Annotated in this window: 23 protein-coding genes, 1 pseudogene and 1 riboswitch; of the genes and pseudogenes, 9 read left to right on the top strand and 15 right to left on the bottom strand. The window is 37.0% G+C overall.

Annotated elements, in window-relative coordinates; all coding sequences use genetic code 11:
• Window positions 1–22: 22 nt before the first annotated feature.
• Both PQQ29_RS03455 and PQQ29_RS03450 read left to right on the top strand, forming a co-directional pair.
• The gene (locus PQQ29_RS03455; RefSeq protein ID WP_010990516.1) at window positions 23–649 is read left to right on the top strand and encodes an FMN-dependent NADH-azoreductase; all 627 of its coding nucleotides are present in this window, start codon (window positions 23–25) and stop codon (window positions 647–649) included.
• 164 nt (window positions 650–813) lie between these two features.
• Window positions 814–2,577, top strand: a complete 1,764-nt coding sequence (locus PQQ29_RS03450) for a LapB repeat-containing protein (protein ID WP_010990515.1) — start codon at window positions 814–816, stop codon at window positions 2,575–2,577.
• A 39-nt stretch (window positions 2,578–2,616) separates the two neighbouring features.
• Here PQQ29_RS03450 and PQQ29_RS03445 read toward each other — a convergent pair whose 3' ends face one another.
• The 4 genes from PQQ29_RS03445 to PQQ29_RS03430 all read right to left on the bottom strand — a co-directional run bounded on the left by PQQ29_RS03445 (window position 2,617) and on the right by PQQ29_RS03430 (window position 7,037).
• Window positions 2,617–2,916, bottom strand: a complete 300-nt coding sequence (locus PQQ29_RS03445; protein WP_010990514.1) for a rhodanese-like domain-containing protein — start codon at window positions 2,914–2,916, stop codon at window positions 2,617–2,619.
• Between the two features lie 113 nt (window positions 2,917–3,029).
• The gene (locus PQQ29_RS03440; protein ID WP_003770773.1) at window positions 3,030–4,847 is read right to left on the bottom strand and encodes an ABC transporter ATP-binding protein; all 1,818 of its coding nucleotides are present in this window, start codon (window positions 4,845–4,847) and stop codon (window positions 3,030–3,032) included.
• Window positions 4,844–6,568 carry an ABC transporter ATP-binding protein gene (locus tag PQQ29_RS03435; protein ID WP_033533323.1) on the bottom strand — a complete coding sequence of 575 codons (1,725 nt, stop codon included), beginning with the start codon at window positions 6,566–6,568 and terminating at the stop codon, window positions 4,844–4,846. Before PQQ29_RS03435 ends, PQQ29_RS03440 begins: the two co-directional genes overlap by 4 nt.
• 7 nt (window positions 6,569–6,575) lie before the next feature.
• Window positions 6,576–7,037, bottom strand: a complete 462-nt coding sequence (locus PQQ29_RS03430; RefSeq protein ID WP_010990512.1) for a MarR family winged helix-turn-helix transcriptional regulator — start codon at window positions 7,035–7,037, stop codon at window positions 6,576–6,578.
• Between the two features lie 166 nt (window positions 7,038–7,203).
• On the opposite strand from PQQ29_RS03430, the gene PQQ29_RS03425 reads away from it, so the two are divergent.
• The 3 genes from PQQ29_RS03425 (at window position 7,204) to PQQ29_RS03415 (ending at window position 9,478) form a co-directional block, all read left to right on the top strand.
• The gene (locus PQQ29_RS03425) at window positions 7,204–8,544 is read left to right on the top strand and encodes an MATE family efflux transporter (protein ID WP_010990511.1); all 1,341 of its coding nucleotides are present in this window, start codon (window positions 7,204–7,206) and stop codon (window positions 8,542–8,544) included.
• 150 nt (window positions 8,545–8,694) lie between these two features.
• Window positions 8,695–9,039, top strand: coding sequence for a magnetosome magnetite crystal formation protein family (locus tag PQQ29_RS03420; protein WP_003770768.1), 345 nt, complete (start codon window positions 8,695–8,697; stop codon window positions 9,037–9,039).
• 52 nt (window positions 9,040–9,091) lie between these two features.
• Window positions 9,092–9,478 (top strand): hypothetical protein, encoded by a 387-nt coding sequence (locus PQQ29_RS03415; protein WP_003760787.1) that lies wholly within the window; start codon window positions 9,092–9,094, stop codon window positions 9,476–9,478.
• Window positions 9,479–9,524: 46 nt separating this feature from the next.
• On the opposite strand, the gene PQQ29_RS03410 is transcribed toward PQQ29_RS03415, so the two are convergent.
• The 4 genes from PQQ29_RS03410 to PQQ29_RS03395 form a co-directional block, all read right to left on the bottom strand.
• The gene (locus PQQ29_RS03410) at window positions 9,525–10,025 is read right to left on the bottom strand and encodes a GNAT family N-acetyltransferase (RefSeq protein ID WP_003760786.1); all 501 of its coding nucleotides are present in this window, start codon (window positions 10,023–10,025) and stop codon (window positions 9,525–9,527) included.
• Between the two features lie 105 nt (window positions 10,026–10,130).
• The gene (locus PQQ29_RS03405; RefSeq protein WP_010990510.1) at window positions 10,131–11,231 is read right to left on the bottom strand and encodes a DUF4097 family beta strand repeat-containing protein; all 1,101 of its coding nucleotides are present in this window, start codon (window positions 11,229–11,231) and stop codon (window positions 10,131–10,133) included.
• Window positions 11,224–11,814: a DUF1700 domain-containing protein gene (locus tag PQQ29_RS03400; protein WP_003760781.1), complete on the bottom strand. Its 591-nt coding sequence runs from the start codon at window positions 11,812–11,814 to the stop codon at window positions 11,224–11,226. The genes PQQ29_RS03405 and PQQ29_RS03400 overlap by 8 nt, the downstream gene beginning before the upstream one ends.
• Window positions 11,807–12,139: a PadR family transcriptional regulator gene (locus PQQ29_RS03395; RefSeq protein ID WP_003732635.1), complete on the bottom strand. Its 333-nt coding sequence runs from the start codon at window positions 12,137–12,139 to the stop codon at window positions 11,807–11,809. The genes PQQ29_RS03400 and PQQ29_RS03395 overlap by 8 nt, the downstream gene beginning before the upstream one ends.
• 193 nt (window positions 12,140–12,332) lie before the next feature.
• Here PQQ29_RS03395 and PQQ29_RS03390 point away from each other — a divergent pair, with 193 nt between their 5' ends.
• Complete coding sequence (locus PQQ29_RS03390; protein WP_003727258.1) at window positions 12,333–12,881, top strand: biotin transporter BioY; 549 nt, start codon at window positions 12,333–12,335, stop codon at window positions 12,879–12,881.
• 75 nt (window positions 12,882–12,956) lie between these two features.
• Entirely contained in the window at window positions 12,957–13,658 is a 702-nt protein-coding gene (locus PQQ29_RS03385; protein ID WP_010990509.1) for a Crp/Fnr family transcriptional regulator, read from the top strand.
• A gap of 52 nt (window positions 13,659–13,710) precedes the next feature.
• On the opposite strand, the pseudogene PQQ29_RS03380 reads toward PQQ29_RS03385, so the two are convergent.
• Window positions 13,711–14,238, bottom strand: a pseudogene (locus PQQ29_RS03380) (HdeD family acid-resistance protein).
• Window positions 14,239–14,476: 238 nt separating this feature from the next.
• Window positions 14,477–14,577: riboswitch (SAM riboswitch) on the top strand.
• A gap of 108 nt (window positions 14,578–14,685) precedes the next feature.
• Between PQQ29_RS03380 and PQQ29_RS03375 the strand changes: the two are divergent.
• Both PQQ29_RS03375 and metX read left to right on the top strand, forming a co-directional pair.
• Window positions 14,686–15,963 (top strand): O-acetylhomoserine aminocarboxypropyltransferase/cysteine synthase family protein, encoded by a 1,278-nt coding sequence (locus tag PQQ29_RS03375; protein WP_010990507.1) that lies wholly within the window; start codon window positions 14,686–14,688, stop codon window positions 15,961–15,963.
• Between the two features lie 16 nt (window positions 15,964–15,979).
• A complete protein-coding gene (gene metX, locus PQQ29_RS03370) occupies window positions 15,980–17,086 on the top strand; it encodes a homoserine O-acetyltransferase MetX (RefSeq protein WP_003760766.1) in 1,107 nt (368 codons plus the stop codon).
• Between the two features lie 39 nt (window positions 17,087–17,125).
• On the opposite strand, the gene PQQ29_RS03365 is transcribed toward metX, so the two are convergent.
• From PQQ29_RS03365 to PQQ29_RS03340, 6 genes are all read right to left on the bottom strand, one after another.
• Window positions 17,126–17,926, bottom strand: coding sequence for a formate/nitrite transporter family protein (locus PQQ29_RS03365; RefSeq protein WP_003760764.1), 801 nt, complete (start codon window positions 17,924–17,926; stop codon window positions 17,126–17,128).
• 223 nt (window positions 17,927–18,149) lie between these two features.
• On the bottom strand, window positions 18,150–18,692 hold the full coding sequence (locus PQQ29_RS03360; RefSeq protein ID WP_003760760.1) for a DUF1269 domain-containing protein: 543 nt from the start codon (window positions 18,690–18,692) through the stop codon (window positions 18,150–18,152).
• A 125-nt stretch (window positions 18,693–18,817) separates the two neighbouring features.
• Entirely contained in the window at window positions 18,818–19,588 is a 771-nt protein-coding gene (locus PQQ29_RS03355) for a DUF1295 domain-containing protein (RefSeq protein ID WP_072218637.1), read from the bottom strand.
• Complete coding sequence (locus PQQ29_RS03350) at window positions 19,588–21,321, bottom strand: DAK2 domain-containing protein (RefSeq protein WP_049781570.1); 1,734 nt, start codon at window positions 21,319–21,321, stop codon at window positions 19,588–19,590. Before PQQ29_RS03350 ends, PQQ29_RS03355 begins: the two co-directional genes overlap by 1 nt.
• A gap of 32 nt (window positions 21,322–21,353) precedes the next feature.
• Window positions 21,354–21,770 (bottom strand): DUF2177 family protein, encoded by a 417-nt coding sequence (locus PQQ29_RS03345; RefSeq protein ID WP_003760747.1) that lies wholly within the window; start codon window positions 21,768–21,770, stop codon window positions 21,354–21,356.
• 137 nt (window positions 21,771–21,907) lie between these two features.
• Window positions 21,908–23,311: a cryptochrome/photolyase family protein gene (locus tag PQQ29_RS03340; RefSeq protein WP_010990504.1), complete on the bottom strand. Its 1,404-nt coding sequence runs from the start codon at window positions 23,309–23,311 to the stop codon at window positions 21,908–21,910.
• Window positions 23,312–23,331 lie beyond the last annotated feature (20 nt).

The following is a 23,331-nucleotide window of genomic DNA, read 5'->3' as shown; positions in this document are numbered from 1 at the left end:
AAAAAAATGGAGGCAAGATGTAATGACAAACGTACTTTTCATAAAAGCAAATGGTTTACCTGCCGAACGCTCAGTCAGCGTGGCACTATACGAAATTTTCCTAGCTGAATACAAAAAGTCCCATCCGGACGATAATGTAACAGAACTAGATTTATTCGAAGCGGATCTACCTTATTATGATGTAACAATGATGAGTGGATTACATAAAGAAGTAGCTGGTGAGACTTTAACCCCGGAAGAAAAACGATTAGCTGATATTGCAAATGGGTATTTAGATCAATTTTTAGCTGCTGATAAAATCGTTATGGCGTTCCCACTTTGGAACTTCAGTATCCCAGCACAATTTTTAACTTACTTATTCTATTTAAATCAAGCTGGAAAAACTTTCAAATATACAGCAAACGGTCCAATTGGATTAGTAACAGATAAAAAAATCGCCTTACTTAATGCTCGCGGCGGTATTTATTCCGATGGCCCACTGCAAAGCTTTGAAATGTCCTTAAACTATGTTAAAAATGTTTTAGCTCACTTCGGCATCTCTGAACCAGAAATGGTCATTGTAGAAGGTCACAACGCAAAACCCGATCAAGCAAAAGACATTATTTCTGCTGGTGCAAAAGAAGCAGCTGAATTAGCAAAAATCTTTTAATTTTAAATAACCGTAACGGAGGAAACCTCTGTTACGGTTATTTTTTAGTCTCATTTTTCACAATATCGACATATTCAGGGTTTAAAACACTCATATTAGTGGAATTGTTTTAAGAATCCATATGGTATTATAAAACAAATATTGCTTAGAGGAGGAATAAATTAATGCGAAGAATGGGAATCAAAATTGGCTTATGCGCTCTTTTAGTATCTCCATTTATTATACCGTTTTCAGCTAATGTTTCAGCAGAAGAAAACATTGGTATCAAGGCTGCGCAAGATATTGTCAACATTCCCGACCCAGTGTTAAAAAGCTATTTAAATGGGCTGTTAGGTCAACCAAGTACAAGTGACATTACCGAAGCGCAAATGGACACAATCACAAACGTCACTATTAGTAATAATAGCCTAACTGATTTAACTGGACTTGATTACGCGCATAATTTAACGCTTTTACATTTATCAAATACGGGGGTAACAGACTACGCTTTAGTTGCAAAAATACCTAGTCTAACTAATCTTAGTATTGATGGGAATAACTTAACAACTGATTCATTACCAGATTTAAATGGTTTAACGAACATCACCAACTTAAATCTAAGCCCTGGTAAGCTCGACAATAGCGCATTAACTAAATTTAATAAAATGCCGAACTTAACTTATTTAAATTTAGATAGTAATCCTTCTATTACTGACATCATGCCACTAAAATCCATACCAAATTTAGCTACCTTATTTGTCCAATTTTGTGGAATTAATGATTTTCGCGGGATTGACTCATTCCCTAAATTACTTAACTTATCTGCTTACGGACAAAATGTTGGTAGAACCGTTTTAATCAATAGCACAATTAAAAGCTCCTCATTAAACTTTGATGAAGCTAACCAAACGCTTTTTGTACCATTTACTTTAATGACACAGCGGAGCGTAAATTTCGATGGCTATATGTTCCCTTTTACAACTAACGCTGGATCTGCTGGCACTTATTTTACTTTAAATAATACTAAAATTGATGGCAGCCGATTAAGCATTGACGATAAAGGAATTACAGTGAGCGGCATTACAAAAGATTACTTTGATACTATTACAAAAATGGAATATAATGCGCTTTACAATAATCCCGCCGGATCTTATCAAACACCACCAGGCTTCAATAGTTATTCAGTATCAGGTGGGTCGTATGATCACTACTTTGACATCGATCACACATTAAATATCACTAGCGATTCTACAATAAGTTACACGGAGCAAACAACTGTTACAGAAGAACAATTTTTAACAGATATTCACGCTGAAACAGATGATGGCACACCTGTTACTAGTGATTTTGATAGCGTTGTAGATCTTAATAAACCAGGCGTTTACACAGTAACATTAAATGCCGAAAACGCTGGTTTAAAAGCAGCTCCAAAACAAGTTACTGTTACTATTCTTGAAAAACCAGTAATTACAGCAAATAATAGCATCACTTACACGAAAGATACTACTAAAACTGCCCAACAATTCCTAAAAGATATTTCAGCTAAAACAAGTGATGGCAGTGCAGTCACAAGTAACTTTGATAGTGAAGTAGATTTAACCCAAGTCGGAACTTATGAAGTAACATTAAATGCAGTAAGTTCAAATGGCGTTGAAGCGGATCCTATTACCGTCCTAGTAAATGTTGTTTTAGGAAACGAACCACCAACACCGCCGGGACCAGGACCAGATCCTAATCCTGACCCGAATACTCCAGCTATAAATGATGATAATAATGATGATCCTGTGCTATCCGAAGATTCTAATGATACGCCAAACAACCAGAATAAATCTTCTGAAAAACCAGCCCTTCCAAACACTGGTGACTCAAGTCAAACAACGATTGTCTTAATCGGTATTATTTTAACAGGCATCGGAGTAATCTTTTTCCGCAAAAGAAAACATAGTTAAATAAAAAAGCGAGACTTCAAAATGGAAGTCTCGCTTTTTTTATTTAGTTACAGCGCCGTGAAAAGCTCCCATGCCGCCCATTACATTCGTTACGTCAAATCCTTCTGCCGCTAAAAATTGACTTGCGCGCTCAGAACGACCTCCTGCGTAACAAATAATTGTGTAAGGCTTCTCTTTATCAAGGGACGTTAGTTTTTCAGGTAGTTCATTAATTGGAATATTTATCGCATCCGGAATGTGTCCTTCAACAAAAGCATCAGCATCTCTCACATCGAGTATATTAAGCTGTGTGTTTTTTAATTCTTGTTCTAAATCATTTGCCGTAATCGATTGATACATCTATTTTCACCTCTTCAATTTCTTCTTTATTAACCATACCTCCTTATCCAAAATCAAACAAATTTTTTGCTCAAAAAAAGACAATGCAGCAAGAAGCCACATTGCCTTTATTATTAAACTGCTTGAGCTCCGGTAAACTGGCTGTTGTAAAGGTCTGCATAGAATCCTTTAGCATCAAGTAATTCTTGGTGTGTACCTTGCTCGATTACACTACCGTGATTCATAACGAGAATTAAGTCGGCGTCACGAATAGTTGAAAGTCTATGCGCAATAACGAAACTTGTGCGACCTTCCATCAAATTCCCCATTGCAAGCTGAATATTTAATTCCGTACGCGTATCTACACTAGAAGTCGCTTCATCTAAAATTAAAATAGATGGATCCGATAAAATCGCGCGGGCAATCGTTAGAAGTTGTTTTTGACCTTGAGAAATATTTGAACCTTCTTCGTTCAAGATAGTATCATAACCATTTGGAAGTCTCCGGATAAAATCATCTGCATAAGCGGCTTTTGCTGCTCCAATAACTTCATCTTTCGTTGCGCCTTCACGACCATATGCGATATTATCTGCAATAGTTCCGTTAAATAACCAAGTATCTTGCAGTACCATTCCGAATTTCTCGCGAACAGCATCTTTGGTCATATCACGTGTATCGATACCTCTCATACGAATCTCCCCGCCATCCACGTCATAAAAACGCATTAGCAAGTTGATTATCGTCGTTTTACCAGCACCTGTTGGACCAACAATCGCCACCATTTGACCTTCTTCAACATGAATATTTAAATCTGTCATAAGTGGTTTATCCGGAGTGTAACCGAATTTCACGTGGTCGAACACAATACTATGTTCTTCACCAGCAACTTGATTAACATTAGCTGGAATTTCGTCTTTTTCTTCTTCTTCATCCATCATTTCAAAAACACGTTCTGCTGAAGCAATAGTGGATTGAATGATATTAGCAATATTTGCCACACTTGAAATTGGCTGAGTAAACAATTGAACATATTGCGTAAATGATTGAATATCCCCAACTTGTAGCGTTCCGTTAGTAACAAAAATCCCGCCGGCCACACAGACACCGACATAACCTAAGTTACCAACAAATTGCATTACTGGCATCATAATCCCAGAAATAAATTGCGCTTTTTTCGCTGCTTTGAAATAATCTTCATTTACTTCATCAAATTTTACTAGTGTTTTCTTCTCTTGACCAAAAGCTTTAATAATTGTTTGACCACCGTAAGTTTCTTCTACTGTATCATTTAAAATACCTAAGTTGCGTTGTTGTGCACCGAAGTAACGTTGTGATCTACCAGCAATAATTGCGACTAGAATAATACTGATTGGAACAGTTACTAGTACGATTAAAGTCATTTGCCAGCTAATCGTTAGCATCATGATTAAAACACCAATCATTTGGACAATCGCTGTAATTGCTTGGGTTAGTGACTGTTGCAAGGTGTTCGCAATGTTATCCATGTCATTAACTGAACGACTTAGAATATCACCATTTGAGCGTGTATCATAATATTTTAGCGGAAGTCGGGCCATTTTTGCTTTTAAATCCTTCCGCATGTCATACACAGTTCGTTGCGCCACACTAGACATCACATATTGTTGAATAAAACTAAATAGTGAACTACCAAGATATAACACTAAAACAATCATTAATATATTGAAAATCTTATCGTTGTTAATTCCCTCAGGACTCATAACACCTTTAAAAATTTCTGTTGTCGCTTTCCCGAGTTCTTTCGGGCTAAAAATATTAAAAATCGTGGATAGAATCGCAAAGATAAAAACGACAATAATTGCGACAGAGCGAGGTTTCATATAGCCAAGAAGCCGGAATAGTGTTTGCTTAAAGTTCTTTGGTTTGGCGGCTGTTTGCATTCTCATGCCACCACCTGGACCTGGACCACTCATGCGATTTCCTCCTCTGACAGCTGTGACTTCATAATTTCTTGATAAATTTTGTTTGATTCTTTCAATTCTTCATGTGTTCCAATTCCAGCAATTTTACCTTCATTAAGAACAATAATTTGATCGGAATTTACGACTGAAGTAATCCGCTGTGCCACTATAAGTGTTACGGCTTCTGTTGTTTCAGCTTTCAAAGCCTCGCGTAGTTTAGCATCGGTTTTAAAATCGAGCGCTGAGAAACTATCATCAAATATATAAATTTCTGGTTTTCTAATTAGTGAACGCGCAATTGAAAGTCGTTGTTTTTGACCACCTGAGAAGTTATTACCACCTTGTTCAACGCGGCTGCCTAAACCATTTGCAAGCTTCGATACAAAATTCTCAGCTTGAGCAGTTCGAAGCGCCGCCCAAATTTCTTCATCGGTCGCATCTTCTTTTCCGTAGCGCATATTGGAAGCAATTGTTCCCGTGAATAACACAGCTTTTTGCGGAACAAGTCCAATTTTTTGGCGTAATTTAGATTGATCCATTTCACGCACATCTATTCCATTGATTTTCACAACGCCACTTTCGACATCATAAAACCGCGGAATCATATTAATTAAAGTCGACTTCCCAGCTCCGGTACTACCAATGATAGCAATCGTTTCGCCAGCTTTTGCTTCAAATGTAATATCTTCAATCACTGGTTTTTCAGCACCTTCATAACGGAAAGTAACATGTTCAAATGATAGTTTTGCTGGTGGTGTACTTGTTTTTGGATTTTCAGGGTTAAGTATTTCTGCTTTCATATCTAAAACTTCATTAATACGCTCAGCTGAAGCTCCAGCACGTGGAATCATAATAAATACAGCAGAAAGCATCATAAAGGACATCATGATTTGCATCGCGTATTGAATAAACGCCATCAAGTCCCCTACTTCCATATCACCATTACCAATAAAAATCGAACCAATCCAGACAATAGCAATCGATGTTAAGTTCATTAGTAACATCATCAATGGACTCATTAGTGATAACAAGCGATTGACTTTAATTGCAGTTGTTGCATAGTCAGCATTTGCTTCTTCAAATTTTTCCAGTTCATCTTCATTTCGGTTGAAAGAACGAACAACCCGAATCCCGGTTAAACCTTCACGAATAACACGGTTTAATTTATCCATTTTCTTTTGAAGTGATTTAAACATTGGCATTGCTTTGCCACCTAGAATAACTACAAGTAGAAGTAGTAGCGGTAAAACAACGACAAAAATAAGCGATAATTTCGCGTCCCTGCCAACTGCCATAATAATACCGCCGAGTAGCATAATTGGCGCCATCACCATTAATCGCATCATCATATAAAGTACATTTTGGATTTGAACAACGTCATTCGTCGTTCTAGTAATCAGTGAAGAAGTCCCTACTTTATCAAACTCTTGTAAGGAAAAGTCCTCTACCTTTGTAAAAATTTTATCGCGCAAATCTTTCCCGAATCCCATCGAAATTCTCGATGCGAGATAAACGACAATGACCGACAAAATAACTGAAGCGAACGATATAAGTAACATTTGCATTCCAGTGCTCCAAATGTAATCTGTATCGCCTTTTACAACGCCTTTGTCAATAATATTAGACATCAATGTCGGTAAAAAAAGCTGCCCAATAACTTGCCCGAAAGTAAGGACTAATACGGCCGTAATGCTCAGCCAATAAGGTTTTAATCTTTTCATCAATTTCATCATTTGCGGTTTATACCTCCTTATTTTCGGATTTTGTGTTTAAGTAATCTGTAAGTTTCTCTAGGAGTGTAATCAATTTTTTCATATCGTCTTCACCTAAAAATTCCTGCATATCTTCAAAACTAGCTTGAAACTCATCGAACATTTTTTTCGATACACCTGCTCCGACTTCTGTTAGTTCCACATACATCGAGCGCTTATCTTCTGGGTTCTGAACTCGCTTAATTAGCCCTTTCCCTTCCAAAGATTGTATCATTTGCGTGACGCTTGGTTTTGAAATTCTAAGCATGTGACCAAGATCGGAAACACGAATTTTTGGCCCTCTGCTTTTAAGCCCACGAGATAAAATAAAAATAAATCTTGTTTCAGATTTACTGTAACCTGGAATTTGGAAACTCTTTATTTCAGCATGCTTAAAATTCATGAAAGCCTTGATTACTGAGTGCCCCAAGTCTTGATTTTTTGAAGACATTTCTCCACTTCTTTCTATCATTTGATTAGTTTACCTAACTAATTATATGAGTTATTCATTTTTTGTCAAGCAATATCTTAGTGTTATTTTGAAATTAATCTATACTTTTAACTTTAATTACCTTATAATGGCTTTAATTGTATTTAAAACGAAGGGAGGGAAACAATTGAATTCAGTGAATAAAGTTGCTAGTCTCAGTCTTTTTACACTTGCTTGGCCGATATTTCTAGAGCAATTTTTACGACTGATGATTAGTTATATTGATGTCTTTATGTTGGGGCATTATTCAGATGATGCTGTAGCTGCGACAGGGGTTGCCAATCAGATTCTTGTCATTTCGATTATTATTTATGGTTTTATTAGTGTCGGTGTCCAGATTATCGTCGCACAAATGATTGGAGCGAAAAAACATAAAGAAATCGAGAATGTGATTACAAATGGCTTAGTGGTCGCTTTCTTAATTGGGATTGCGATGAGTATTATTTTCATTTTTATGTCGAAAAACTTCCTGACTTGGATGGGAATTGATCCTCATTTAGTCCAAGTTGGCGCGCCATTTTTAGAAATTATTGGTGGGAGTTCAGTTGTTATCGCGATTCATGCATCCATTTTACCTATTCTCCGGGCGCATGGTTATGTAAGACAATCCATTCTCGTCCCTGTGACAATCAGTATTATCAATGTTGTCGGTAATTACTTATTTCTTTACGGACCACTTGCTTACTTAGATTACGGCGTGGCAGGCGTTGGGATTTCTACTGCTGTCGCGAATTTTGTCGGAATGGTTCTAGCTATCTGGATGTTAAAAAAATACATCGGTTACACTTTTCATTTCAAAAAATTGGAGCAAGTGTCCAAAAAACTACTTTATTCGATTTTACGTCTAGGTCTTCCCTCTGCCGGTGAAAACTTATCCTATGCTGGCTCACAACTTGTCGTTACCGCAATCATTGCTATTTTAGGTACAGAAGCACTTACGACCAAAGTTTACGCTTCAACAGTTAGTCAATTTGTCGCACTATTTGCTATCGCGCTCGGACAAGCCTCGCAAATAATTATCGGCCGTGCGGTTGGCGCAAAAGAAATTGATAAAGCTTATAAACAAGGTCTCCGCAGTTGGAAAATAGGATTAGTCGTTGCCATTATAGTTAGTGCTTCGATTTATCTATTTGCCGAACCGATTATGAGTCTATTTACAACAAATACCGAAATCATTGCAATGACGAAAGAATTATTCTTACTTTCGATTTTCCTTGAGCTTGGACGTGCCACCAATATTATTATCATTAGTAGTCTTAACTCAACTGGTGATGTCCGCTTTCCGTTCATATGTGGGCTTATCGTTATGTGGATTGTTAGTTTGCCATTCTCCTATGTACTTGGAATTTCCGCTGGGCTTGGTCTTGTCGGTGTTTGGCTTGCCTATATTATCGATGAAGGTGTTCGCGCCGTTCTAATGTACCGAAGATGGCGTAGTAAAGTTTGGTCCTTAAAATCAGTCATATAAAGAAACGTCTCTTTGATTTTTTCGAAGGGGCGTTTTTTTATACATGACAAAACTGTCATTTTCATTTTAATATCGTCACCTAATTCGATGGTTTCATTTCTCTTTCCCCGCTATACTAGACTTATAAACAAATGAGAGGATAGATGAGAAATGTTAGATAAAAAAATTATTAGCGCACTTAGTTATTTTAGCCTTTTCTTTGCCCCGGTTATCGCACCTATTATTATCTGGTGTACAAATAAAGATAAAGAAACACGTCATCACGTGAAATGGGCTTTACTGACACAGACAACTTTTGTCGCTGGGATGGTTGTAATGATTTTACTTTATAATAACGTTCCTTTTAGTACAAATAGTGCTGATACTATTAACTTTTTGGCTCTAGCTACAGTTTTTTTCATCGTATTTCTTAATGTATCGATACTCATTTTCAACTTGATTCGAGGTATTACACGTGTCGTAAAGCATAGTGATGATAACTGGGCTAGATGTTAAGCTAACTTCCTAATTTATGCTATAATATAGTGTACTTTAGGAGGTTTTTTTGATGCGTTTTATTATTGCTTATTTATCGATTTTTGTTTTAGGTATTTTTTCTGCACTTTTAGTCGAAACAATCCTCTATGAAAATGTCACACCGCAGCTCGTTTTTTCAGCAATTCTCTTTGCTGCTCCCGTCATCTTAGTCGCTTCCACGTTGGGCGAAATATTTTATGGCTTTAGCAAAAAAGCGAGCTATTCAACATTTGCGCTATGGGGATTTGCATACGGAGTTGTTGTAACAGTCATCATCCTTAGCATTATTCAAGTCTCTGGCATGATCATTTCTGTTGGTGTTTCTGTTTTAGCAGGAATAATTATGGCAATCCTAGCTGTTATTTTCTTCTATTTACGAGGCGGAAAATCGACAAGTGGAAAAGCTGCGACAAAATAAAAAAATGTCTATCCTAATTGATTATTCAACTAGAATAGACATTTTTTTATTCCTCTTCAAATGCATGATGATTCAAATTAAACCGAATTGTTTCCAGTGGATAGCCGTAAAAATCTTCGGTAAATTCCTCCACTTGAACAAACCCTTTCGCTTTATAAAAATGAATTGCTGTTTCGTTACCTTTTTCTACGTTAACAAACATTGGTAGTGGCACATGAAATAACGTCATTCCAACTTCTAATAATTCCGTACCAAGTCCGCGCTGGGTCACTTCTGGTAGTAAATAAAAAGCCGCAAGTTCACTTTTCCCCTTCTCAAGCTCAATAAAATTCGCAAAGCCAATTACTTTATCCGCTTGTTCTAAAACAGCAAAAGGAGTCGCTGAAATCCGATTATGAAGCGTTTCAACATTATAAAATCTTTTCAAAAAATCGTCTTGTACATCACTTGGAATTAAATCTTGATAAGTATGGTGCCATGAAGTAGTCGCCACATGCTGAATAGCTTCAGCATCTGAATTAGTCGCTTTTCTAATATGAAAATCCATGATCCATTCTCCTTCCAATTGCGCAAATTGTTAAAACAGTTTATCTGACTTTACCCCATTTTAACAAAAAGAATGCGCTAATTAAGTAATTAGCGCATTGATTTTTTATTTTTCGATTGTAATATCTCCGGAACTAGTTTTCACAGTTACACGGTTAGCGGTATTAGAATCACTTGTTGGTGCTTTAATGCTACCAGAATTACTTTTTGTTTCATAAATAGCTTTAAAATCACCTGGTAGTTTCAGCTCGACTTCGCCAGAATCTGAATTGACTTCGATATTTTCTACTTGTTTGTTAAAGGCAACATCAATATCGCCTGAGCTCGTTTTCGCAGTTACATTATTCGTTACGCCAGCAAGTTCAATCGCTCCTGAGTCAGATTCAGCTTGTACTTTCCCTTTTGTATTTGCATCAATATCTCCGGAACTAGTTGTTAAAACGGCTAAGTCTGTAACGGTACTATTTGTCAGTTCGATGTCACCAGAATCAATAGCAATTTTAAGTTTTTTCGCTTTAACGCCAGTAGCATTAACATCTCCTGAACCACCATTTACTTCTAAATCGCCCGTCAAACTAGTAAGTTCAGTTTTTCCTGAACCTGTTTCAATTGACGTATTTGCTTTAATATTCGATAAATCTAAATCTCCAGAAGAAGTAGCCATTTGAGCGCTATTTGCTTCTAAATTATTCACTTTTAACTCACCAGAATTTGTAGAACTAACAAATTTCTTTACTTTAAAATCAGAAACATTAATATCTCCTGAATGAGATTTTACTTTTAAATCAGCTAATTTCGTATCTTTTGTTAAAAAGACAGTTACTTTTTGTTGCCCGTAAGCGTAGATTTTGCCAAAGTTGTTATACCAATCATCCTCTTCAGGAACTGTTATATTAAATGAGGTTCCGTCTTCAGAGACTGGTTCTAATTTTTGAATGGCTTTTTTGTCATTTGCAGAGTAATTTCCTTTGAGTTCAATATAATTCTTGCCTGTTGTACTTTCTTTCCATTCAATTAGTACATCTCGCTCGGAAGAAAAGGCAATTGTATTAATATTTTCAGCCGATAAGTCCCACTGTTTTGTTAGTGGTTCGCCTTTTTCAATCATAGTGCCTGATTTCATTGTGACTGCCACGCCGATAGCTCCGATAATAAATAGCACCAAACCGGCGAAAAATAATTTCTTACTTAAATGATGTTTACGCATTTTTTCCGCCTCCTTTGACCGCATATTTGTGCCACTGGATAATAGCCATAGTAGCTTTACTTGTAAACTTAGTAAGTGCATTTGCTACAAACAGCAGCATGAGGCCCAGTCCTACAAGCCCAATGGAAATAAACATTTGATAAAATTCAAAATCAGCGCCAAATAATAGTTCTACGCCAAGTATTACCGGTGAAAGCAAGAATCCACCAACCGTTGCCCAAAGTGAAATAACGAGTGACCATAGCGAAACCATAATCGGAATAATAAGACAGATGTCTAGGAAAAATAAACCTATTCCAATTAAAACTTGTTTACTCACAGATCTATTTTCATTTTGATTTTTTCGAGGTACATAATAATAATCTGCTTCTACCTGTTCTTCGCGAATATCTCTTTCACTTAAAATATCTGCCGCAATTTCTTCCGGTTTTCCAAGATCAAAGACGATTTGTTCTTCGCTTTTCCCAGCTTCCACACCATTTCTAAAATGCTCTTGATAGTCAGATAATAGTTCTCTCCGCTCTTTTGGATCCAGCAATTCTAAGCGCTGGTTTAATTCATTTAAAAAATCTTGTTTATTCATTTACTGCTTCCCCCTCTGTTAAAAGCTTAGCAACACTATCTGTAAAATTATTCCATTCAGAGATAAGCTCATTCAAGTAAATTTCTCCTTTTACCGTCAGCTGATAATATTTTCTTGATGGACCTTCATTTGATTCTACTAAATAAGTGGAGCAATACTCTTCTTTAACTAATCTTCTAAGTACCGGATAAATAGCTCCCTCTGCAACCTCAATATATTTAGAAACTTGATTTGCTAATTCATAACCATAACAATCTTTCTTTTGAATTAAAAACAAACAGCATAGTTCTAACACACCTTTTTTGAATTGCGGGTTAACCTCCATGCTAACTCCTCCATTCTGCTAAATTACCACTAGTAATAAGTAACCACTACTATATATTGTTCACTACCACTATAGTTTATCATACACTAGTGTTCATTGCAAGGTACTGATTAGAAAAAAATAGTATTGTTTTTTTATTTAATAAATGTTAACCTAATTTAGTATTAAGTTTACATTAAGGAGAGATACGTTTATGCGTGATCAGAAATTGAAATTTTTAGTCGTAGATGCTTTATTCGCAGTCATCATTGCTTTACTCGCACAAGTTGCTATTCCACTTGGCCCTATTCCACTTACTGGGCAAACATTTGCAATTGGTTTAGCAGCAACAATTCTTGGAGCTCGTCACGGTACCATATCTGTTTTAGTTTATATCGTGCTTGGAGCAGTTGGTATTCCGGTTTTTCAAGGGATGACAGCAGGAATTGGGATTCTTTTTGGGCCAACTGGCGGATTTATTGTCGGATTTATTTTTAATGCACTACTTACAGGTTGGTTGCTCGAAAAAACAAAATTCACTGTTCCTTATGCAATCGTTGCTAATATTTTAGGAGCCATCGTTACGTTAATTTTCGGTGTTTTATGGCTTAAAGTTAGCACAGGTCTTGACTGGCCGACTGCATTTTTGACTGGGATGGTACCATTTATTATTCCTGGTATTATTAAAGCGGTGTTCGCTGCATTATTAGGTATTCTCATTCGTGATCGTCTAATTAAAGCAAAATTACTTAGAGCATCATAAGTCCCATTAATACACATTTCGACTCATCTCCTATATAATGATAATGATTAACACTGAGAAAAGGGGACTCGGTATATGTCATTACTGAATGAGGAAAATAATTTTTACAACGTAGATTTACTCGACTTGTTAAAAGATTCAAATGAAGCGGTTCTTCCATATAAGAGAATTCGTTTTAGACGCAACCAAAAAATCTTAACAGAAGGCGCGGAAACAACTTACTTTTATATTATTGAAGACGGGGTCGTTTCGATGAGTAAAAATACGTGTAAAGAAGATAGTATTATTAGCTTCTTAGGTAAACAAGATTCTATCGGTCCGCTTACATTACTTGGAGGAGCCAAATCACCTGCAAACTATACGTCTATTAGTGAAGTTAGTGTTTATCAATTTGAACGTAAATATGTTTTGAATAAACTCTTAAGCTCACCAGATGTATTTTGGCAAATGAACTCACTTATGCAAAGTATGGTTTCCCCCATGTTAGAGCGAGAAGCTTATGTGAATTTGCCTTCTAGTGAGAAAGTTTTGGCTGGATTAATTGCTTGTGGAGAGAGATTTGGAAGAATTGAATCAGACGGTTCTTGCTTAATTCCATACTATTTTACTCAAAAAATCTTAGGCAATTACTTAAATCTAGCTCGAGCTTACGTTGCTACTAACTTGCGTAAACTTGAAGAAGATGGTGTTATTTCTTTATCGCCGAAACCTTGGCGTGTAAAGAACTTCGATGTTCATAGACAAAAACTAAAAGACAATTATAAACCATACATATAATCGCAAAATAAAAAAACAAGCCCGCTTAAAATAAACGGGCTTGTTTTTTTTATTAATAACTTTTTCCAATAAAGAAAAATGTTGCAATTGCGCCGATACCTTGAACGATGAAGAAAATCGCTACAACAAGAACGATACCAATTGCGGAGACAACTGGATTGAATAGAGCGATAAAACCAACAATGATACCAATAATACCAATTGTTAAAATCCAGCCCCAGCCTTGTACGTTATTTTGTTTAGCAGTGAATGCGCCGATTGTACGCATAATACCAGCAAACAATACCCACATACCAAACAGCAATACAAGTGTTAATGTTCCATCAAATTCATTAAATAATAGCAAGAAACCTAGTAAGATGGATAAAATTCCGTCAGCTAGTACCCACCCAGAAACATTTTGTGATTTTCTATCTGAGAAATAAGAAATTGTGTGGAAAATACCTGAAATCAGTAATAAGAAACCGATCATCAATGTTGAGGTTAATAATGAAATACCTGGATGGAATAAGAATCAAATTCCAAGTACAATCATCGCAATCCCTGCTAATAAAACAAGAATACGTGTAAATGTCTTCATTTTTATTTCAACTCCCCTTTATTTGTGCTAATCTAACCCCACTTTTAATGAAATATAATTAGTCTTAACTATAATAGCCTAAAAAATGGATTTTAAAACCTTTTTAAAGTGAAATATTAGTCTAAAAAACAGCTTTGTCACAAAAATTCCACAGACAAGTGCTATTTTTGGACTTTTTAAATACTTAGTTGACAATTTGTTTCATCCAGCGTAATATATAACTTAATTTAATAGTATTTTCTTATCACGAAAGGTGGAGGGACTGGCCCTTTGAAGCCTTAGCAACCGGAATTTATTTTCACGGTGCTAATTCCAGCAGTATATTCTGAAAGATAAGTCGGAAATCCAAGTTTAGGAAACTCTATCCTCTCTGGCGGCTTATATACTGCTAGGGAGGTTTTTTGATGGAAATTACTGATAAATACATATTAAAGAGGAGTGGATTTTATGAGTAATGAGTATAAATTCGAAACAATTCAAGTACACGGCGGACATACACCGGACGGAGATACGCATTCTAGAGCCGTACCAATTTATCAAACAACATCGTATACATTTGATAGCCCAGAACATGCCGCAGCCTTATTTGGTTTACAGGAAACCGGAAATATTTATACACGAATTATGAATCCTACTACAGCTGTTTTAGAAGAACGGTTAACTTTACTTGAAGGTGGCATTGGCGCTGTTGCAACGGCTTCAGGCATGGCCGCTATTACTTACTCGATTTTAAATATTGCTGGTTCCGGAGATCATATCGTCGCAGCGGCAACACTTTATGGTGGCACACACACTCTTTTCTCGCATACATTTAAAACGTTTGGCATTGATGTTACTTTTGTCGACCCTAACGAACCTGAAAATTTTGAAAAAGCAATGAAAGAAAATACGAAAGCCGTATTCATTGAAACGATTGGTAATCCTGATATTAATATTATTGATATTGAAAAAGTAGCTGAGATAGCGCACGCATCTGATGTCCCGCTAATTGTTGATAATACTTTTGCGACCGCTTATTTAAATCGCCCATTTGATTTTGGTGCAGATATTGTCGTTTACTCGGCAACCAAATTTATCGGTGGTCACGGGGTTGCAATTGGTGGCGCTGTTATTGACTCTGGTAAATTTAACTGGGCAAATGGGAAGTTTCCAAAACTCGTTGTACCTGATGATAGTTATAACGGGCTGTCTTATACGAATGATGTTGGTGCGGCGGCCTATATTACCAAGCTCCGTGTCTCGCTCCTTCGTGACACTGGTGCCGCACTTTCCCCGTTCAACGCCTTCTTGCTCATTTTAGGGCTAGAAACATTATCTTTACGACTTGAGCAACACGTGAAAAATGCGAAACAAGTAGCGAATTTCTTAAATGACCATCCAAAAGTTGCTTGGGTTAATTATCCTGGCTTAAAAGACAACAAATACCACGATTTAGCCCAAAAATATTTACCAAAAGGACCTGGTTCCATTTTCACTTTTGGCGTTAAAGGTGGTTACGCGGCTGGGAAAAAGGTTATCGAATCTGTGGAGTTATTCTCACATCTAGCCAACGTTGGCGACGCAAAATCGCTTATAATCCACCCAGCATCAACGACTCATCAACAACTAAGCGAAGAACAACAATTAACAGCTGGCGTTAAACCAGAATCCATCCGTCTTTCTATCGGAATCGAAAATGCGGATGATATTATTCAAGATTTAACGAAAGCACTAGAGCAAATTTAGGAGGAAGTGAAGAGAAGTGACCTTACAACAAAAAGAACTATTTCAAAAAAGTCCTCTTCTACTTGAAAACGGGGAAACATTAAGTCCAGTTTTAGTTGGCTATGAAACGTATGGGACACTTTCTGCCTCACGCGATAATTGTATTTTGTTAGAACATGCGCTCACTGGGACAGCTCATGCGGCGAAACATTTTGAAGATGACGCCCCTGGTTGGTGGGATGATTATATTGGTCCGGGGAAAACGATTGATACAGACAAATATTTTCTTGTTTGTACGAATGTATTTGGTGGTTGTAGTGGAACGACTGGCCCCTCCTCGATTAATCCAAAAACAGGCGAGCCTTTCCGGTTACAATTTCCCGGATTTTCAATTAAAGATATTATTAAAGTGCAGCGTGAACTTTTGGAACAACTTGGGGTTACAAGGATTGTTTCGGTGATTGGGGGATCGATGGGTGGAATGCAAGCCACAGAATGGGCGATTGATTATGCCGATATAACAGATAGCATTATCAACATCGCCTCCCCACTTGCTGCCGGACCTGATGCGATTGGTTATAACTTAATTATGCGGATGGCGATTCTGAATGATCCCGACTTTAATGGCGGCAACTATATTGGTCAACCTGAGGGCGGGCTTGCTACTGCGAGAATGGTTGGAATGATGACTTACCGGACGAGCGAACTTTTCTCCAAGCGGTTTGAACGTTTCACTGTCGCCGAGTCTTCGCCTGCCGCTTTCTCAAAAGAGCATTTTCAAATTGAATCGTATTTACAATATCAAGGGGATACTTTTGTCGAGCGGTTTGACGCGAATAGTTATCTATATTTAACAAAGGCGATTGATTTATTTGACGTTACGGCTCCCGCAAAAGATGATTTACCCGCTTTTTCAAAAATTAAAATTCCGTATTTGCTGATTGGCATTACGACCGATCAACTTTTCCGAATTCACGATTTGCGCCGCGGTTATGAACTTTTAAAAGAATGGGATGTGCCGGTTACTTATCATGAAGTGGCCTCTGAATACGGTCATGACGCTTTTCTAGTTGAAAAGGAAGTACCGAAGTTCGAGCCGCTCATTCGGTCATTTTTAAATAATTTACCTGTTAAAAGCATATAAAAAAAGTTACCTCGGAAAATTTCTGAGGTAACTTTTTTATTAGTCTTTATAAATTGATTTTGTTCGGTTAAGCCATGCATAGCCTAGTCCGATAACAAGGCCACCACCTACAAAATTCCCAAGTAAAGCAAGGACTAAATTGACGGTCACATTGCCCGCTGTCATTGCAGCAAGTGTTCCACCAGAAGCGAAAAATGCTAATGAGAATGATGAGAAGTTGGCGATAACGTGCTCGAATCCTAAGAATGCAAAGATGAAAATAATGAAAATCATCGCAATGACTTTACCAGCATCATCTTTCATTCGAAGTGTACAAAGCACGGCCGTATTTACAACAATATTGGCGAAAATACCTTCTACAAAAATTTGTAATGGCGCTTTTTCAAGTTTACCGCTAACGGCAGTAAATAAGAAGTGGTCAGCAGGTAAATTATGGAAAACAGATGTCAGAGAAACTAAGTACCCTGCAAGAATTCCACCCAATAAATTACAAACAATACATAAAATCAAAATTTGTAATGCTTTTCCAGGTTTAACAATTTTTTGATAAACTCCTGTTGTCATATACATCATGTTAGAAGTACCCAGCTCAGCATTCATATAAATAATCATAACGAGCGACCAACTAAACATAAATGCATAGGTGATTTTACCAAGTCCGGGTGCAAAATGATCGACTTTATCACCAATCATAACAGCGACCGCAGTCCCTAGTGTTAAGAATAAACATGCTAACATCGCGCGCACGATATAACGAAGAATACTATTATTTACTAAATCAATTTTTTTGCGCGTACTATAATCAATTTTCTGCATTAATGGACTACTTTCAACATCCAAATTATTTCATCTCCAAACAAAAAATTTTCTTGTGAAATTCACAACTTGTTTATTGTAGCATGTTTTTAATTTGATGCAAATAGTTTTCAGAAAATAAAAATGAGTTAAGCGTTACCATCTTGAAAAAAGTTTCTATCTGACTGTTTTATGTTGTTTATTTCCCCATTTTATCCTTATTAAAACAAAAAAAGAGAACAGATTTCTCTGTCCTCATTTAGCTGATTTATTTTCCAAACCAATGTTTTTTAGCAGAATCTTTTGCTTTTCCTTCTGTTTCTTGAGCGCTTTTAATTTCTTCGGCCACAATTGCTTCATCCATGCGTTGTACACGACCATGTAACTCATCCATTACAACATCGTTTACATTAGCTAATTCTTGCTCTGTCGCAATTAAGATAACGCCTGTCGAACCTTCTGGAATTGTTTTTAACGTTCTTTCAAATACGGATAGAGCGTTTTTCACTTCGCCAGCATCTTGCATGGAACCAACGATTGCTCCAACCATCCAACCAATCAAAATACCAAATGGTCCACCTAAAATACCAATTAGCATACCAATAAGGCTATCTTTCATGTTTTTATCGGCACCAGTAAAATCAAGAAAATCTTGTGCAACAAGTTTATTTCCTGGCTCATGTTTTACAACTGCCATTTGATAACCAATGATTTTGCGCTCTTGGTGCAATCTTTTCATTTCAGAGAAAGCTTGATAAGAAATACTTTCTTCATCGAAATTCATAATTAACACTGTTTTTTCTTTTTTCATCTGTTGTACCCCTCTCGCCTCATAAGTATTGTATTTAGGCATGTTATTTCATACCCAACTCTTATTCTACTCGCACTAGTCGGCAAATAGCAATTAATAGCACCTTCCTACTTAAATCAGTACTTTTACAGACCTTTTTTACCAATAAAAGGGAAGAATTTAGAGGTTTTTTTGGCATAAGCTTGAAAGTCTTCGCGGTCTTGGTATTTTTTTTCAAGTAGTGGGACGCCGGACACAAATAGTAATAATAAAGTGATAACAATAGGACTAGTAATCAGCCAAAGATCTGTTATTTGTGTAAAAGCGACTAAAAATACACCCCACCAACTAAGAGCTTCACCAAAATAATTAGGATGTCTTGTAACAGACCAAAAACCTGTCGTTAGTAGTTTTCCTTTATTAGCTGGGTTCTTTTTAAAGTTTTCTAACTGGAGGTCGCCACCAACTTCAAACACAAAACCGATAATCCATATTACAATTCCTGCGATTTGCCACCAAGTAAATTCCGCTGATTCATTAGCAAAAGTATGCGTGATTGGTAAAGCAATAATAAATAAGAGAACACCTTGCAAAACGAAAACATTTAAAAAGGCTTTTAAATTAACCAATGTCGTTCCCCAGCGTTTGCGCATATTAACGTAGCGATAATCTTCTGGCTTGTTCCAATTTCTACGTGCTAAATGCCAAAATAAACGTACGCCCCATAAAGTAACTAAAATAAGAATCGTCAAACTTTGCGTCGTTACACTAAAAGTAGTTAAAAATCCGGTCCAAGCAACAACAACAAATCCCCCGCCCCAAGCAATATCTACCAGCGAATATTTACCTTTTATTTTTGAAATGATAAACCAAAGTACAAAATAGACAAGTAAAGCGAGTGCTACTATCCAATACATCATATTGTTTCCTCCTTTTTAATCCCTGCGACCGCGACACTGGAAAGTCCGGCACTGATGGCAATTGCAGCTGAACTATCCACTAAATAGCTATTTCCTCCTATTTTTGCCTCAAGTTCTTTCTGCCAAAGTTTCGCATCACGTTCTGAAGAAACATGCGTAATAGCAAGCTCTTTCAGTTGTAATTTTGCAACTTTTTTAATGACTTTTTTCATACTTTGTTTTTGACTAAATGACACACCTATCAATTTTCCTTCGCCATTTCTGTCCAGACTAACAATCGGATATAAAGAAAGTTTCTGTGCTAACCTGCCTAAAATCCGCGGTATCCGACCAGACTCAACCATTGGTGCCAAATCAGCCACTGCAACGTAAATAAATGTCTGAGCAGTTAACTGTTCGATTTTCTGAGTAACTTCATCAAAAGGCTTTCCAGCTTCCACTAATTCCACTGCTTGCTTTACTAGAAGCCCTTGAGCAACGGAATTCAACTTGGAATCAATAACGCGAATCCATTCCGGCGACAAATCGCGCGCTTTAATTCGTTGCTTGATTAGTTGATACGTCCCACTTAATTTAGCTGAAACTGCAATAACTAGTACATGTTGATACTTATTTTCTAAGAACGATAATAATGCGTCGACTGTTCGAATGGTAGGTTGCGCCGTGCTCATTTTATGTTGCTGCGTTAGTTTTTGTTGTATCAAAGTTGGTCCAACTGTTAATTTATCGAGAAAATTTTCCTCCCCGGCTAAAATATTCATCGGTAAAACGTGCACTTGATGTTCTAATAAGAAATCTTCGGGTAAATCAGCAATCGAATCGGTTACAATCGCGATTTTTGCTCGTGGATTTTTCGTTACCTCATATTGAAGTCGCATATCGTCTACTTTTTGATAGGTCATTTTTCCAAATTCTGATAGTAAACTTAATATTTCTTGTGGTTCATTTGTATGAATGTGTATTTTAATTTGTTTTTCATTCCCTGCAATCACTAAGGAATCTCCTTTTGGCGCAAGGACTTCTCGCAATGTTTGATGGGAGATGGTCGCTTCTTTAATAATAAATTCAGAACAATATCGATAAATCGGTTCACTTGTCTCAAAATGAGTGTGTTCTTGCCGAGTTTCCTGCTCCACATAACTATTTGGTGTAGAAACTGTTCCCCCGCAATAAGCTTTGGTCAGCCCGGCAATGAAATAATAAAAACCTTTCGCCCCAGAATCGACTAACCGATTCTTTCGTAAAATAGCCATTTGAAATTCTGTATTAATTAACGCTTGTTCCGCAACTCTTTGCGCATTTAAGAGCGATTGTTGAAAAGAACGTTCTTGCTCATATGTCCCAGCAAGCGCCTCAGACCAAGCCTTCATCACCGATAAAATAGTACCTTCTTTTGGATCTAATAACGCTTCATAGGCTTTATGAACTGCTTTTTGAAATGCTTCGACTAGTCCATCAAAGGTAGATTCCAAATGATGATAGCTTTCGGCAACCGCATTTAAATATTGGGCAAAAATCATTCCGGAATTGCCACGTGCTCCTATCAGTGCTGCGCTGGCCACTTCTTCAAGTAGTTCTTTCGTGGAGTATTCTCGTGGCGACACATTATCAATAATCGCTTGCATTAAAGAAGCTAAATTACTCCCTGTATCACCATCTGCTACGGGAAAAATGTTAATTCGATTTAGCTCATCTTTTTTACTAATTACTTCAGCTGCCCCGTTCAACATGCTTTGTAATAGAAGCCTGCTCTCCGACTCCTTCAAAGCGAACCTCCTCCTGAGAAGAAATGCAGATTAATAAAGTAGACAATTACGGAAGTCACAGTCGTCACAGCCGTTCCCCAAACGAGATCAATAATGGTCATCGTAATCGGCCAATCTTTTAATGTTGCTAAGTTCGTCAAATCATACGTAGCGTAACAAACTAAACCAAATAATGCTCCGGCTAAAATCGTATAACCTAAGCTACCTTTCTCCGTTCCAGGCACTAATACGAAAAAAGTAACCCCAACTACATAAATAAAGTAAAAAATTACTGCTGGAGCAAGCCTTACATCCCCCATTAAATCCCCGATAAACTGCTGATACATTTTCTTAGAAGCTACGAGCAACCAAAAAAGATCAAAAACTAAGAAAACTACAGCACTTGTTACAAATAGCTTTAAAAATTGCGCCATTTAGATTCCCCCTTATCACTTGATAAGTGAATTTTAACATACCTAGGATCTTACTCCTAAAAGATTGCTCAAGACTCACTCTGCTTACCTTCTGCCATAAAAAAATCAATCATTTAACTCAATGATTGATTCATTATCTATATATTTCCCCTAGAATGCTCCTTGCTAAACTCATATCGCGCAATCGCTAATTTTCGTCGCTCTTTATGGTCGATTATCGGAAGCGGATAATCTTTTCCTAAAATCAAACCATGCTCTTTTTGCTCTGTTTCAGACATTTTTTCTGGTTGATGAATGAATTTATCCGGCAAGTCCCGTAATTCCTTTACATATTTCCGAATAAATGTACCATCTGGATCAAATTTTTCCGATTGGGTTGTTGGATTAAAAATTCTAAAATACGGTACTGCATCTGTTCCAGTCGAAGCCGCCCACTGCCAACCGCCAATATTACTCGCTGGGTCGTAATCAATTAGCATTTGTTGAAAATATTTTTCGCCAAAACGCCAATCAATTAGTAAATCCTTCGTTAAAAAGGAAGCCGTGATCATTCTTAGCCGATTATGCATCCAGCCCGTCTCTTTTAATTGGCGCATCGCAGCATCGACAAGCGGAAAACCAGTTTGCCCGTCTTGCCACTTCTTGAAAAATTCGCGATTATTTTCCCATTCAATAAAACGATAATTTTCTTGAATAGGCTCATTTTTTTGCTTTGGAAAAGAAACATAAATCATATTATAAAAATCGCGCCAACACAGTTCTTTTTCGAATGTTGCTCGTCCTTCTGTAGCTTCTTCTTTTTGAAGTGCCTGCCAAACCGTACGAATCGAAATCTCTCCCGTTCGTAAATAGCGTGATAAATGACTCGTTTTATCAAGCGCTGGGACGTCTCTTGCTTTGTCATAGTCTGCTAAATCTTCTTTTACAAAGTTTGCAAGTCTCGTATTCGCTGCTTTTTCACCGGAATCAAAGGCTGGTAAATCTTGAATCAGTTCTCTAAACTGTTCCTCATAATTTGGAAATAAGCTTTCTTTCCTAATTTTTTCTGGTTTTAAAGTGACTTTTAAAGGCATTTCTTTTATTTCTTCGCGCCATTTTTTGTAGTAAGGAGTGAAGATTTTGTAGTATTCTGTGGCGGATTTTTTCACTTCTTCAGCTGAATGAAGGTAACTATCGTGATAGCTGTGAACTGTGATTTCCTTATCAGCAAAGAATGCTCGGGCAGCCTCGTCTCGACTCGCTCCGTAGCCTGTTTCATCGCGGTTGAAGAAAACTTTATCCCAAGTTGGTATTTTTTCTTTTAATTGTTTTAGGAGCTCGATTGGCTCGCCAAACATGATTTGCAAATGGGTGTTTTTATTTAGTTCTTGTTGAAAATGAGCTACACTCGCGAAAAATGCTTGGTGACTAGGGCTTCCTTTGATAAATTGTTCTGGATTTACTTGAAATAACAAAATTAAATCTTCTTCTTTACAGGCATGATAAAGAGCTTTATTATCATTTACTCGAAGATCTCTACGAAACCACATTACTGAAGTCATTTGCTTCCACCTTTCGCATA

Origin of the sequence: Listeria innocua, assembly GCF_028596125.1 — a bacterium.
Lineage (GTDB): Bacteria > Bacillota > Bacilli > Lactobacillales > Listeriaceae > Listeria > Listeria innocua.
Note: the sequence above shows the minus strand (reverse complement) of the source record. Positions and strands in the feature narration are given on the sequence as shown.

Coding starts and splice junctions, on each gene's coding strand:
- PQQ29_RS03455 (WP_010990516.1), top strand. CDS start 23: ATGACAAACGTACTTTTCATAAAAGCAAATGGTTTACCTGCCGAACGC.
- PQQ29_RS03450 (WP_010990515.1), top strand. CDS start 814: ATGCGAAGAATGGGAATCAAAATTGGCTTATGCGCTCTTTTAGTATCT.
- PQQ29_RS03445 (WP_010990514.1), bottom strand. CDS start 2,916: ATGTATCAATCGATTACGGCAAATGATTTAGAACAAGAATTAAAAAAC.
- PQQ29_RS03440 (WP_003770773.1), bottom strand. CDS start 4,847: ATGAGTGGTCCAGGTCCAGGTGGTGGCATGAGAATGCAAACAGCCGCC.
- PQQ29_RS03435 (WP_033533323.1), bottom strand. CDS start 6,568: ATGATGAAATTGATGAAAAGATTAAAACCTTATTGGCTGAGCATTACG.
- PQQ29_RS03430 (WP_010990512.1), bottom strand. CDS start 7,037: ATGTCTTCAAAAAATCAAGACTTGGGGCACTCAGTAATCAAGGCTTTC.
- PQQ29_RS03420 (WP_003770768.1), top strand. CDS start 8,695: ATGTTAGATAAAAAAATTATTAGCGCACTTAGTTATTTTAGCCTTTTC.
- PQQ29_RS03415 (WP_003760787.1), top strand. CDS start 9,092: ATGCGTTTTATTATTGCTTATTTATCGATTTTTGTTTTAGGTATTTTT.
- PQQ29_RS03410 (WP_003760786.1), bottom strand. CDS start 10,025: ATGGATTTTCATATTAGAAAAGCGACTAATTCAGATGCTGAAGCTATT.
- PQQ29_RS03405 (WP_010990510.1), bottom strand. CDS start 11,231: ATGCGTAAACATCATTTAAGTAAGAAATTATTTTTCGCCGGTTTGGTG.
- PQQ29_RS03400 (WP_003760781.1), bottom strand. CDS start 11,814: ATGAATAAACAAGATTTTTTAAATGAATTAAACCAGCGCTTAGAATTG.
- PQQ29_RS03395 (WP_003732635.1), bottom strand. CDS start 12,139: ATGGAGGTTAACCCGCAATTCAAAAAAGGTGTGTTAGAACTATGCTGT.
- PQQ29_RS03390 (WP_003727258.1), top strand. CDS start 12,333: ATGCGTGATCAGAAATTGAAATTTTTAGTCGTAGATGCTTTATTCGCA.
- PQQ29_RS03385 (WP_010990509.1), top strand. CDS start 12,957: ATGTCATTACTGAATGAGGAAAATAATTTTTACAACGTAGATTTACTC.
- PQQ29_RS03375 (WP_010990507.1), top strand. CDS start 14,686: ATGAGTAATGAGTATAAATTCGAAACAATTCAAGTACACGGCGGACAT.
- PQQ29_RS03360 (WP_003760760.1), bottom strand. CDS start 18,692: ATGAAAAAAGAAAAAACAGTGTTAATTATGAATTTCGATGAAGAAAGT.
- PQQ29_RS03355 (WP_072218637.1), bottom strand. CDS start 19,588: ATGTATTGGATAGTAGCACTCGCTTTACTTGTCTATTTTGTACTTTGG.
- PQQ29_RS03350 (WP_049781570.1), bottom strand. CDS start 21,321: ATGTTGAACGGGGCAGCTGAAGTAATTAGTAAAAAAGATGAGCTAAAT.
- PQQ29_RS03345 (WP_003760747.1), bottom strand. CDS start 21,770: ATGGCGCAATTTTTAAAGCTATTTGTAACAAGTGCTGTAGTTTTCTTA.
- PQQ29_RS03340 (WP_010990504.1), bottom strand. CDS start 23,311: ATGACTTCAGTAATGTGGTTTCGTAGAGATCTTCGAGTAAATGATAAT.